Raw genomic sequence first — 13,833 nt, forward strand, 5'->3', positions numbered from 1 at the left:
CTGCTCCTTAATAAATATGCAGGTATAACGGGCGTTTTTAAAGTTTAACGTTATTTATTTTACTCACTAAGTGAGAGCGGTAATTGATTGATAATTTTATTTTTTTAAGTGTCTATCCGTTAGTTTAAGAACTCGTAAATCCCTGCAGCTCCTTGTCCGGTTCCTACACACATGGTTACCATGCCATATTTCCCTTTCATATCTCGCTTTCTCATTTCATCGAATAACTGAACGGAGAGTTTGGCTCCTGTACATCCTAATGGGTGACCCAGAGCAATGGCTCCTCCATTAACGTTTACAATATCAGGATTAAGGTTTAACTCCCTAATAACTGCTATAGATTGAGAGGCAAATGCTTCATTAAGTTCAATTAACTCCACATCTTCTTGCTTTAATCCTGCTTGCTTTAGGGCTTTAGGGATGGCTTTTACAGGCCCAATTCCCATTATACGAGGTTCTACACCCGCTGCTGCATAATTTACTAGTCTGGCAATAGGTTCTAAGTTTAATTCTTTTACCATTTCTTCGCTCATTACCATTACAAAGGCAGCACCATCACTCATCTGAGAAGAATTTCCAGCAGTTACGCTACCCCCAGCAGCAAATACAGGCCGAAGTTTGGCTAAAGCCTCTAAACTAGTGCCTTTACGCGGACCTTCATCTTTTGTTACGGTATAATTTTTGGTCGCTTTTTTTCCGTTCTCATCTATATAAATCTGCTCTACGTCTATTGGTACAATCTGACTTTGGAAGCGGTCTTCTGCCTGAGCTTTTAAGGCTTTCATATGGGAATGGTAGGCAAACTCGTCCTGATCCTCCCTAGACACCTTAAACTGCTTAGCAACGGCTTCTGCCGTATTCCCCATGCCCCAGTAATAATCTTCATGTCCAGATTTGGCCAAGTCGTAATTAAGTTCTGTTTTATAGCCAGTCATCGGTACCGCACTCATGCTTTCCGCACCCCCTGCAATAATACAGTCGGCCATACCAGCTTGAATCTTTGCAGTTGCTACTCCTATAGTTTCTATTCCAGAAGCACAAAATCGGTTTACGGTAACTCCAGGGACGTCAACGATGTCTAATCCCATTAATGAGATAAGTCGCGCCATATTAAGCCCCTGAGAACCTTCAGGCATAGCATTACCTACAATAACGTCATCTATGCGTTTTTTATCTAGTTGTGGCAACTCCTTCATCATATATTCTATGGTTTCTGCTGCCAATTCATCGGTACGTTTAAAGCGGAAGACGCCTTTTGGTGCTTTCCCTACCGCTGTTCTATATGCTTTTACTATATATGCTGTTTTCATGATTTTAGTATTGAGTATTTAGATATGAGTATTGAGATTTTAGTGTTGGAGATTTATAAGGTGATTTATAATGTTTTTTGAAATGAATAATTCATTTTCTGAATTTCAATGCATTGTTCAATAATGGGTTGTACTTTTTCTTTTGATATTATATTTAACTCCCACAATAGAATTAATTGTGTTTGTAGTTCATAGGTAGATCCATTTGCAATTGACAAAAAGTGTTTAAATTCTTTATTGGAGTTTCTTCCAGCACCTTCTGAAATATTTGAAGGTATAGAAATTGAACACCTTTTTATTTGAGATTTTAGTCCGTATTTTTCATCAGAAGGCAACTCAGTTACAAGTTGATAGATAGATTTCGTTAAATCCATAGCCTTTCTCCAAATTTTTAAACCTTCTACTTTATGCATTTCTGTCTAACTACTCAATACTAATATCTCAATACTAAAGCTATTAATTTCTCAACGGCTTACCTGTCTTTAACATATGCTGAATTCTTTCAAGGGTTTTTCTTTCTGTACAAAGAGATAAAAAGGCTTCCCTTTCTAAATCCAATAAATACTGTTCGGATACTAGTGTAGGTTCAGATAAATCACCTCCTGCCATAACATAGGCTAGCTTATTGGCAATTTTCTTATCGTGTTCACTTATATAATTACTGTCTTCCATAGCATCTGTACCTACTAAGAACATTCCCAATGCTTGTTTTCCAAGTACCTTAATATCCTTACGCTTAATTGGCTGAGTGTATCCTGCTTCTGCCATTAATTTAGCATGTGCTTTAGCAGTTGCTATTTGTCGGTCTTTATTAACTACAACAATATCCTTTCCGTGTTGTAATATTCCAAGGTCGTAAGCTTCATAAGCGGAAGTGGAAACTTTTGCCATTCCTATAGTTAGGAAGTACTCTTGTAAAACGTTTAGTTCTACGTCGTTTTTCTTAAAGGTATCCTGAGCACGTAGGGCAAATTCTTTAGAACCACCCCCACCAGGGATAACTCCTACACCAAATTCTACTAGTCCAATATAGGTTTCTGCTGCGGCAACCACTTTATCTGCATGAAGGGATAGCTCACAACCACCACCTAATGTCATCCCATGGGGTGCCGATATGGTAGGAATTGCAGAATATCTCATTCGCATCATCGTGTCTTGGAACATCTTGATAGCCATATTCAACTCATCATATTCCTGTTCTACCGCCATCATAAAAATCATCCCAATATTGGCTCCAACGGAGAAATTGGGGGCTTGGTTACCAACAACCAGGCCTTGGAAATCCTTTTCAGCGAGATCGATAGCCTTATTAAGTCCGGCTAGTACATCGCCGCCAATGGTATTCATTTTGGATTGGAATTCTACATTTAGAATACCGTCACCTAGATCTTCTACTACTACACCGCTGTTTTTAAATACTTCTTTAGATTTGCGAATATTATCTAGGATAATAAATGCATCCTGACCAGGTACTTTTTCTGATGTTTTAGTGGGGATATTATAGAAATAGGTAGCTCCATCTTTAACCTTATAAAACGACTTATTATCGGTTGCAAGCATTTCCGATACCCATGAAGCAGCCTCTAGCCCTTCATTTTTTATCATTTCTAATCCCTTTTCAACGCCTATAGCATCCCAAATCTGAAATGGTCCGTGTTCCCATCCAAAGCCAGCCTTCATAGCATCATCAATTTTATAGAGGTCATCTGCTATTTCAGGGATTCGGTTAGAGACATAAGCAAATAGGGCTGCAAAGCTTTTTCTATAGAACTCGCCAGCTTTATCTTTACCTCCAACTAATACCTTATAACGGTCTATTACCTTATCTATGGTTTTGGTAAGCTCTAAAGTGGCAAAACTTGCCCTTTTGTTAGCCCTATACTCCATAGTATTGAGGTCTAATGTTTTTATCTCACTAGAGCCATCAGCATTCTTTATCTTTTTGTAAAAACCTTGACCTGTTTTACTTCCTAACCATTTGTTTTCCATTATTGTATTGATGAAATCTGGTAATTTAAACAGCTCATGCCGCTCATCATTAGGACAGTTTTCATTAATACCATTGGCAACATGCACTAGGGTATCCAAGCCAACCACATCTACTGTACGAAAAGTGGCCGACTTAGGTCGACCGATAACGGGACCAGTTAATTTATCTACTTCTTCAACCGTAAGTCCCATTTCCTTAACCATATGGAAAAGGCTTTGTATTCCAAATATTCCTACTCGGTTTCCAATAAAAGCAGGGGTGTCTTTGGCTATAACCGAGGTTTTCCCTAAAAACTGTTCGCCGTATCCATTGAGGAATTCAATTACTTCAGGGGAAGTTTTTGGTCCTGGAATAATTTCGAATAATTTTAAATACCGAGCAGGGTTAAAAAAGTGGGTTCCACAGAAATGCTTCTGGAAATCCTCACTTCTACCTTCACTCATAAATTTTATAGGAATACCAGAAGTATTAGAAGTGATTAAAGTTCCGGGCTTTCTGTATTTTTCTAGGTTTTCGAATACCTGTTTTTTGATATCCAATCGTTCTACAACCACCTCAATAATCCAATCTACATCGCCAACTTTAGCAATATCATCTTCAAGATTACCAGTGGTTATTCGCTGGGCAAACTTTTGGTGATAAATAGGGGAGGGTTTAGACTTTAACGCTGTCATTAGGGATTCGTTTACCAATCTATTGCGTACAGCCTTGTCGTCTAAAGTAAGTCCGCTAGCTTTCTCTTTATCTGTAAGTTCTCGTGGTACAATATCTAGCAGTAAAACTTCTACTCCTATGTTGGCAAAGTGACAGGCGATACCACTTCCCATGATACCGGAGCCTATAACTGCTATCTTTTTAATATGCTTTTTCATTAAAATATATTATTAATTGGTTATGGACTTTTTATTGTAAATTTTCTTTTCGGTGACTAAGTGATTTATTAGCTCGGTTACCTCAAAAAAGGAATTTAGTTGCTCTTCGGAAACTTGAGATTTTATGGCCTCATTAAATCTAAGGACAACGGCTTTAGAATCGTTTCTTTTTTCACGCCCAAAATCAGTTAAGTGAATTAGTACACCTCTACCATCATTAGGATTGGGTTTGCGAACTATTAATCCCTTTTGTTCCATGCTCTTTAGAATTCTAGATAAACTAGTAGCTTCCATACCCATTTTAGGCCCTAAAGCTGTAGAAGGGGTTCCTGTTTTAGGGTCTATACTTAAAAGTGTAAATCCGACGGCCATGGTGCTTCCAAATTTTTTAGCCTCCTCGTTGTACATTTTTGTTACTGCTTGCCAAGTGGCTCGTAACGCATAATCTATTGTTGTGTCTTTCATTTATTTGATGCGAGAATTCCAAAGATAAGAAAATTTATTATGCATGCATAATAAATTTAGTAAAAAAAATAAAGGCAAAAAAAAGCTCCTTATTGTTGTAAGGAGCTGATTGTTATTGGATAATGAGGTTTGGTTTAATGTCCGTAAATATCGTTGTAGAGATTCTTATACTTTTCTCTAATTACTTTCCTTTTTAATTTTAAGGTTGGGGTAACGTGTCCTTCTTCTATAGTCCATGAATCTGGGGTTAGTCTAAACTGCTTTACTTTTTCCCATTTAGCAAAATTTTCATTAGCAAGGTCTACCTCTTCTTGGTAGCGAGCCAATACTTTTTCGTTTGTAACGAGGTCTTTATTATCTCCTAATTCAATATTGTGAATTTTAGCCCAATTACGGATAAAATCGAAGTCGGGCTGAATTAGTGCAGCAGGCATTTTTTCGCCTTCCCCAATCACCATAATCTGTTCTATAAATCGGGATTGTTTAAATCTGTTTTCCAATAACTGAGGAGCCACATACTTACCACCAGATGTCTTAAACATTTCCTTCTTTCTATCAGTAATCTTTAGAAACCCGTCCGAATCTATTTCTCCTATATCTCCAGTATGAAAAAAACCATCTTTTAAAGCCTCATCTGTTTTCTCCTTGTCTTTATAATATCCTAGCATCACTTGGGGACCTTTTACACATATTTCTCCATCTTCAGCTATTTTCACCTCTGTACGATCTATTAACTTACCTACAGTACCAATTCTAAATCCGCCATCACGCATATCATTAACGGCAATTACTGGGGAGGTTTCTGTAAGTCCATACCCTTCCATTACTCCTAATTCTGCAGCATTGAAGATTCTTGCTAACCTTGGCTGTAAAGCGGCGCTACCAGAAGCTATAAAGCTTAATTTCCCACCCAAACCTTCTTTCCATTTACTGAAAACTAGTTTACGTGCAAGTGATAACTTCTTTTCGTACCACCATCCATTCTGACCGTATGGTTCATATTTTAATCCGACTTCTACAGCCCAGAAGAAAATCATCTTCTTTAAACCTGTTAAGGCTGCTCCTTTTGCAATAATAGAGTCGTACACCTTTTCTAATACCCTAGGAACAGCAGTCATAACATAGGGAGAAACCTCCTTTATGTTGTCACTAATTTTATCTATTGATTCTGCATAATGAATACTTACTCCTCTATATTGATAGAGATAAATAATCATGCGTTCATAAATATGGCATAAGGGTAGAAAGCTAAGCGCATTGGTATCTCCCGCATCTAGAGAAAACTTTTTAGAGCTTTCAATAGCATTGCTTACAACATTGTCATGAGTTAACATAACTCCCTTTGGCTTTCCTGTGGTTCCAGAGGTGTATATTAAGGTAGCTAGATCGTGGGGCTTTACCGCATTCTTAAGTGCATCTACTTCGGATTGATTAGAGGTATCTTCTCCGATGGCTAAGATTTCACTCCAGTTCTTACAACAATCTAATTGATCAAAAGAAAAAACTTCTTTTAAATGAGGGGTGTTTTCTCTAACTGCAGCCACTTTGTTATAAACCTCCTCGCAAGAAACAAAGCAATAAGAAGCTTCCGAATGATTAAGTACGTACTCATAATCATCTTCAGATATAGTAGGGTAAATAGGTACATTTTGGGCTCCAAGTTGAAGTATCCCAATGTCCATTATATTCCACTCTGTTCTATTGCTCATGGAGATCACAGCAATCTTATCATTTGGTTTTACTCCTAAGCGTAATAAAGCGCGACTAATTTGATTGGCTTTATCGACATATTCCTGGGTAGAGATGGAAACCCATTTCCCATCATATTTGGTTACCAATGATTTTTTTAAGTTGTATTTCTCCAATTGATAATAGGGGAAATCAAAAAGGCGGGTAATTTCTTGCATATTTTTTGAGCTAATCGAATTGCCAAATTAAGAAAACGGAACGGTATAATAAAATGACTTTTATATATTTTGATAACAATAATTGTTGAAATTACATTATTAACCGCAAATTACCCAATATTCTTATTGATAAAGATAGCGAGATTGGTACGCTATAAGCTTCGTTTTCCATATGAAATCTATAAAAATAGAATAGAAATCGTTAAGTTTCCATACTTGAAGAAATAATTAAAATATAGAAGATTCCATTTCTGTTATAGCTATAATTTTGATTATTTTGACCTTTCGTAATAATGTTACTTTATTAACCCATTAAAAAACACAAATGAAAAAAATTATTGCCGCCATCGTCATTATTTTTAATCTGTACTCTTGCGCGGAAAAATCTAAAATTCCTGTCTTTGCATGGACCGGAGGACCAGGAGAAGCTACCGACCAGGAGTTGTTAGCTACATTTAAGGATTATAAAGAAAAGGGGATAGACGGATTAATGTATAACGGAGGTCAGGATCCTAAAACTTATGAAAGAGTAGGTAAATTAGTGAAAGAAGCCGGACTCGAATTCCATACCTGGGTACCTACCATGGTTCAAGGTGATAATCCTAAGTTGGCGCCAGAACTTTACGCTATTAACAGGAATGGGGAATCTGCATTTGATAAACCTGTTTATGTTCCTTATTACAAATTTCTTTGTCCAAATAAACCAGGTACGCATCAGTTTTTAGCCGAATTGTATGGTAATATCGCTTCTGTGGAAGAAGTAGATGGCATCCATTTAGACTATATACGTTTTCCTGATGTAATTTTAGCAGAGGGGCTTTGGGATAAATACGGATTGGTGATGGATGAGGAGTATGCTCCTGCAGACTATTGCTATTGCGACGATTGTGTGGCAGATTTTAAGGAAGTGTCTGGCATCGATATCAAGGAAGTAGAAGATCCATCTAAAGTAGCAGAATGGAAACAATTTAGATATAATTTAATTACAGATGTAGTAAACGGTATCGCAGATGTAGTTCACAAGAAAGGAAAGAAAATAAATGCAGCAGTTTTTCCTGGTCCTAGTATTTCCAAGAAATTGGTTAGACAAGAATGGGATAAATGGAATCTAGATGCTATTTACCCTATGAACTATAATGATTTTTACCTAAAAGGCCCAGAATGGGTAGGGGAGGTTACTAAAGAAGAAGTGGCAGCCGTAAATAATCAAAAGCCTATTTATAGCGGTTTGTTTATCTGTCCTAATCCAGAGAATAAAACTGAAGAAAACGATCCTGAGAATCACGGATTGTTGCCATCCGAAATAGAAACCGCTATTAGAGGATCTATTGAAAACGGAGCTACCGGAATTTGCTTGTTTACACCAGAAAGAATGACAGCAGAGCACTGGGTGGCCTTTGAGAAAGCAATTTATGCTAATTATTCTAAAAAATAAAAGGAGTACTATTATTGCCCTTTTTTAAAGGATATGAGAAATGTAAAAAAGTCCGTTGGACCTGGAAACAGGAGAACGGACTTTTTTGTGATACTGGAAATATAGTTATCCTCTTTGCGGGGATTTAACCTTCCAAATTAATTTTGTTCCTTCTGTTCTTCCCTTTCAATTATTAGTTTTTTTACTTCCGTATGGATAATATCCTGGGCTTCGGCATAGGAAATGTCATACTTCCTTGCAATATGTCGGAGTTGTTCTGGATACCTGTTTAGCAATTCATCGTAATAACTATCTAGCTCTTTTTTAGACGGAAGTTCAAATTTTAACCTTAACTGAAATCGCCTTAAAATGGCTTTGTCAATTATTTCAATATGGTTCGTTGCAGCAATAAGTAAGGTGTCATTTGAAAGGTAATCTATCAATTGGATGACCGTATTTACCAGGCGTTTCATTTCTCCGGAATCTTTATCGTCATAATCCCTTAGTTTCCCTAGAAAATCGAATTCATCAATAAATAAGACGGATTTATCTCTACTGGCTTTTTGGAAGATATTGGAGACATTTTTTGAGGTTTCTCCTAATCTAGAGGATACAATTCCTCCAAGATTAAGAATAATAATATCCTTGTTCAGTCTTTTAGCGATTGCTTTTGCCGTAGCTGTTTTTCCACAGCCTGTATGCCCGTGTAAGAGAATCTTATTGTCTATGGGTAAATCGTACTGTTTTAATGCTTCAAAATGCTTAAACTCGTTTAATAACTGATTTAGGATGTCTTTGTTTTCTTGGCTGAAATGTATTTGATCTAGGGGAAGCTCTATTTCCTTAGATTTTATCATTAAGTCATATATTCCCATAACGTCTTTTGAGTAATTTTTATGCAATGGATAGTATTCTTCAAAGATATTTAAAACCCTGTATTTTATGGGCCAACTTGATAGGTTTCATTAAAAAGAGTATTCAGTAATGATTTGGGGAAGAAATTATGTGTGACAATCTATATATTATAGCGAGGGGTTATTTTTTAGTTGCAACTAAGGCATAAACCATTGGAATCTTATTCTCCAAATGTTTTATCCTAAATTTCCCTGGTTCAATTTCTACAGTATGATTAAAACAGTTGTAGGGTGAATAATCAAATTCCTCGAAGGATTTTATTTCTAGTCCTGCTAAAATTAAATTATTAATCACTTCACTCAAACTATGGTTCCACATTACATACTCCTGTTCAATTTCTGCATCTTTGTCGGCGTAAGTTCCCTGTTCTGTTTCAATAATTGCTCCTGAGTTGAAGTAATTGTAAGCTATCTTCTTAAAATCATCATCAAACATCCATACTGTTGGATGAAATTCTACGAAGACAAACTCTCCCCCAGGTTTTAGAAATTGGGATACTATTTTTGACCATTCCATCAAATCAGGTAACCACCCAATTGTTCCATAGCTTGTAAAAACAATATCAAATTGTTGATTTAAATATTTTGGTAAATCATAAATGTCGCAACATATAAAAGTGGCATTGGAGTTTGTATCAGTGGCAATTTTCTTGGCAGCCTCAATTGCTTTGTCAGACAAATCTACACCTGTGGTTATTGCCCCTAAACGACTTAGGGAAATAGTATCCTGTCCAAAGTGACACTGTAGATGAAGAATGCTTTTCCCTTTCACATCGGGTAAAAGGTCTAGTTCTATTTTATTTAAAGATGATTTTCCATTTAGAAAACCATCAAGGTCATAGAAAGCCGAGTTTAAATGTGCTTCTACTCGGTTATTCCAAGATGCTCTATTTATAGCCTTATAGTTATTTGCTTTTTTCAATTTGCAAGCTGTTAGATTTTATAGATAATAACATTGCATGTATAGGGTCTTTTAACTTCCTTAAATCCTAGAAGTGACAAGTTGAAATTTATTAAAAGTAATCATTTTTCGAGCAGCAATAATTTAGGACACCATTTTTTTAATAGGTAAATCTACCTTAATGGAATAAACTTAACTAAGCTCTAAAAACAAATTACCCCGAAGGCAAAATCCAACGGGGTAATTTAGTTTAATATTGACAAAATGCCATTATTTACTGTTTTTCTCTATCCATTTTCTGGCGTTTACAAATGCTTCTAACCAAGGAGATACTTCATCTTTTCTATCCTTAGGGTAGTGCGGCCAGTTCCATTGGAATATGGACCGCTCTATATGAGGCATAGTTACCAAATGGCGTCCTGTCTTATCACACATCATGGCCGTGTTATAATCACTTCCATTGGGGTTGGCAGGATATCCTTCATAACCATAATTGGCTACAATTTGATAATTGTCTTGGGATAGAGGTAATCTAAACTTCCCTTCTCCGTGAGAAATCCATACTCCAAGGTTGGCGCCTTCCAAAGAGGATAGCATTACCGAGTTGTTTTTCTGGATTTTTACAGAAGTAAACCCACTTTCGTGTTTTTTAGAATTGTTATAGGTGAGTTTCCCATGCTCCGAATGCTCTGGATTTATAAGCTCCAACTCCATAAACAATTGACACCCATTACAAATTCCCACAGAAAGTGTATCAGGTCTAGAAAAGAAATTCTTTAATGCTTTATTGGCCTTTTCGTTGTACTTAAATGCTCCTGCCCATCCTTTAGCACTTCCTAATACATCGGAGTTAGAGAATCCGCCTACAGCGCCAATAAATTGAATATCCTCTAAGGTTTCTCTACCGGATATTAAATCGGTCATATGTACGTCCTTAACATCAAAACCAGCTAAAAACATGGCATTTGCCATTTCACGCTCAGAGTTACTTCCTTTTTCCCTTAGAATAGCCGCTTTTGGTCTATTCTCAGCAGCAGGCTTTTCTGGCATTTTACCATTAAAATTCGCTGGGAAAGTATAGTTTAAAGGCTGATTCTTATAATTTTCATATCGGTCTTTAGCAAGATTATTAGCGGTTTGCTGCTGATCTAAAAGATAAGATGTCTTAAACCAAGTATCTCTTAAGGACTCTATATTTAGACCCATTTCCACCTCATTGTTTTTGAGGGTAAGGGTAGCTTCCTCAGAAACGGAACCAATATTGTAAAAGGTAACTCCGGCTTCTTTAAGGATTGCTTCTACAGATGCATCCTTAGCTTGAAAAACGATTCCAGAGTTTTCAGCAAACAACAATTTAATGGTGTCTGACTCTTTTATAGGGGATAAATCTAATTTAGCACCTAGATTTTGATCAGCAAAACAAAGCTCTAAAAGAGTTGTGATTAATCCACCAGAAGCAACATCATGTCCTGCAAGAATTTTGTCTTCTTCGATTAATTTCTGAATCGTATTGAATGTGTTCTTAAAGTTTTTAGCATTGAGTACTGAAGGGGCTTCGTTTCCAATAGTATTGAAAACTTGAGCAAAAGAAGATCCTCCTAATTTATGACTGTCTTCTGATAAGTTGATATAATAAATATCTCCTCCATTTTTTTGTAAAACGGGCTCAACTACCTTATTAATATCGTTACAGTTGGCAGCAGCGGAGATAATTACCGTTCCTGGGGCGATTACCTCGTCGTTTTTATAACGTTGCTTCATGGAAAGTGAATCTTTCCCAGTAGGAACGTTGATTCCCAATTCTATAGAAAAATCAGAAACCGCTGAAACAGCTTCATATAATCTGGCATCCTCCCCTTCATTATTACAAGGCCACATCCAGTTGGCAGAAAGCGATACCGAAGAAAGTCCATCTTTTAATGGGGCCCATACGATATTGGTCAACGCCTCAGCGATACTATTTTTACTCCCTGCTGAAGGGTCAATAAGTCCAGAAATAGGAGAGTGGCCAATAGAAGTGGCAATTCCTTCCTTCCCTTTATAATCCAACGCCATTACTCCACAGTTGTTTAAAGGCAATTGTAGTGAACCTACGCACTGTTGTTTAGCTACTTTCCCTCCAACACATCGGTCTACCTTATTGGTAAGCCAATCTTTAGATGCTACAGCTTCTAATTGAAGTACGTTTTCTAAATATTCATGAAAGTGCTCCAAAGAATAAGCAGGGGCGCTGTATTCTCTTTTTACCGTAGTATCTGTCATGATGGTTTTTGGAGAGCTCCCGAACATATCAGATAGGTCTAAATCCATTGGTTTTTCTCCTGTAGTGGCCGACTCAAAGGTGAAACGCTTGTCTCCAGTTACATCACCTACTTTATACATTGGCGATCTTTCCCTATCTGCAATTCTTTGTAGCGTTTCTATATCTTGTTTGCCTATTACTAAGCCCATACGTTCCTGGGATTCGTTCCCTATAGTTTCCTTAGCCGATAAGGTAGGGTCACCAACAGGAAGCTTGTCCAAATCGATTTTCCCACCAGTATCTTCTACTAGTTCGGAAAGACAATTTAAATGTCCGCCAGCCCCATGATCGTGAATAGATACTATTGAGTTGTGTTCTGCTTCTACCATCCCTCTGATAGCATTGGCAGCTCTTTTTTGCATTTCTGGATTGGAACGTTGTATGGCATTCAGTTCTATAGCAGATCCAAATGCACCAGTATCTGCACTAGAAACAGCAGCTCCACCCATCCCAATACGATAATTATCGCCACCTAGGATTACAATCTTATCTCCAGCTTTGGGCTCTTCTTTTATTGCCTGACTGGCTTTGCCATACCCAATTCCTCCGGCTTGCATAATCACTTTGTCATACCCTAACTTGCGGTCATTTTCATCGTGTTCAAAGGTAAGTACTGAACCAGCTATTAAAGGCTGACCAAATTTGTTTCCAAAGTCTGATGCTCCATTAGATGCTTTAATTAAGATATCCATTGGGGTTTGGTATAGCCAATCTCTTTCCTTCATAGCCTTTTCCCATGGTCTATTCTCCTCTAAACGAGAATAGGCAGTCATATAAACTGCAGTTCCTGCCAATGGTAAAGAGCCTTTCCCTCCTGCCAGACGGTCGCGAATTTCACCTCCTGCACCGGTAGCAGCACCACTAAAAGGTTCTACAGTAGTAGGGAAGTTGTGAGTTTCTGCTTTTAGTGAAATAACAGAGTCAAAATCCTTTTCTTGATAAAAATCGGGCTTATCTGCTGTTTTAGGAGCAAACTGAACCGCTTTTGGACCCTTAATAAAGGCAACGTTATCTTTATAAGCAGATACTATATCTCCTGGATTTTCTTTTGAAGTCTTTTTAATCAGCTGGAAAAGAGAAGCAGGTTTTTCCTCCCCATCAATGATAAAGGTGCCATTAAATATCTTATGTCTACAGTGTTCTGAATTTACTTGACTAAATCCAAAAACTTCGGAATCGGTTAATTTACGTCCTATCTTTTTAGACACTTCTTTTAGGTAGTCCACTTCCTCTTCATTAAGGGCAAGGCCTTCCTGTTCATTATATGCAGCAATATCTTCAATCTCTTGGATGGGAGCAGGCGCTACATCTACCTTAAAAATATCCTGATGGAGTGAGCTATATTTTTGTGACAACATAGGGTCGTAGTCTTTAAACTCCTTGGTTGAAGCAACAAACTCCTCAATTCTAATTATCCCAGAAATACCCATATTTTGGGTGATTTCCGTGGCATTAGTACTCCATGGTGTAATCATTGCAGCCCTAGGCCCAACAAAAAAGGCGTCTAAAGACGCCGCAATTATCTTAGGTTGATTGCCAAATAACCAACTAAGCTTTAAAACATCTTCCTGTAACAGATCTTGCTTGGTTTGTACCGCAAATACTTTGGTGTCGAGGTCTCCGAAGAAATGAATCATCTAGTTTATAAATTGTATGATTAAGAAAGCCACAAATTTACGGTTTTAAACTGTAATTTTTAAGGAGAATAGTGAACAGTTTTTAGTTGTATTTGTTAATTGCTTTTGAGCAGTTGTATTT

Annotated in this window: 9 protein-coding genes; 1 reads left to right on the top strand and 8 read right to left on the bottom strand. The window is 37.2% G+C overall.

The window, feature by feature from the left end:
• Positions 1–119: 119 nt before the first annotated feature.
• From H344_RS0102655 to H344_RS0102675, 5 genes are all read right to left on the bottom strand, one after another.
• Complete coding sequence (locus H344_RS0102655) at positions 120–1,310, bottom strand: acetyl-CoA C-acyltransferase (RefSeq protein WP_026808867.1); 1,191 nt, start codon at positions 1,308–1,310, stop codon at positions 120–122.
• Positions 1,311–1,375: 65 nt separating this feature from the next.
• Positions 1,376–1,723 (bottom strand): four helix bundle protein, encoded by a 348-nt coding sequence (locus H344_RS0102660; RefSeq protein ID WP_026808868.1) that lies wholly within the window; start codon positions 1,721–1,723, stop codon positions 1,376–1,378.
• A 43-nt stretch (positions 1,724–1,766) separates the two neighbouring features.
• Complete coding sequence (locus tag H344_RS0102665; protein WP_026808869.1) at positions 1,767–4,172, bottom strand: 3-hydroxyacyl-CoA dehydrogenase/enoyl-CoA hydratase family protein; 2,406 nt, start codon at positions 4,170–4,172, stop codon at positions 1,767–1,769.
• A 12-nt stretch (positions 4,173–4,184) separates the two neighbouring features.
• Positions 4,185–4,637, bottom strand: a complete 453-nt coding sequence (locus H344_RS0102670; protein WP_026808870.1) for a MarR family winged helix-turn-helix transcriptional regulator — start codon at positions 4,635–4,637, stop codon at positions 4,185–4,187.
• Between the two features lie 134 nt (positions 4,638–4,771).
• A complete protein-coding gene (locus tag H344_RS0102675) occupies positions 4,772–6,544 on the bottom strand; it encodes an AMP-dependent synthetase/ligase (RefSeq protein WP_026808871.1) in 1,773 nt (590 codons plus the stop codon).
• Between the two features lie 325 nt (positions 6,545–6,869).
• Between H344_RS0102675 and H344_RS0102680 the strand changes: the two genes are divergently transcribed.
• The gene (locus tag H344_RS0102680; protein ID WP_026808872.1) at positions 6,870–7,979 is read left to right on the top strand and encodes a glycoside hydrolase family 10 protein; all 1,110 of its coding nucleotides are present in this window, start codon (positions 6,870–6,872) and stop codon (positions 7,977–7,979) included.
• Between the two features lie 137 nt (positions 7,980–8,116).
• Here the strand turns inward: H344_RS0102680 and H344_RS0102685 are convergent, their stop codons facing one another.
• The 3 genes from H344_RS0102685 to purL all read right to left on the bottom strand — a co-directional run bounded on the left by H344_RS0102685 (position 8,117) and on the right by purL (position 13,712).
• Positions 8,117–8,833, bottom strand: coding sequence for an AAA family ATPase (locus H344_RS0102685; RefSeq protein ID WP_026808873.1), 717 nt, complete (start codon positions 8,831–8,833; stop codon positions 8,117–8,119).
• Between the two features lie 160 nt (positions 8,834–8,993).
• Entirely contained in the window at positions 8,994–9,794 is an 801-nt protein-coding gene (locus tag H344_RS0102690) for a class I SAM-dependent methyltransferase (protein ID WP_026808874.1), read from the bottom strand.
• Positions 9,795–10,043: 249 nt separating this feature from the next.
• Positions 10,044–13,712 (bottom strand): phosphoribosylformylglycinamidine synthase, encoded by a 3,669-nt coding sequence (gene purL / locus H344_RS0102695; protein ID WP_026808875.1) that lies wholly within the window; start codon positions 13,710–13,712, stop codon positions 10,044–10,046.
• Between the last annotated feature and the right edge of the window lie 121 nt (positions 13,713–13,833).

The sequence above is a fragment of the Arenibacter latericius DSM 15913 genome (assembly GCF_000424985.1).
Classification (GTDB): domain Bacteria; phylum Bacteroidota; class Bacteroidia; order Flavobacteriales; family Flavobacteriaceae; genus Arenibacter; species Arenibacter latericius.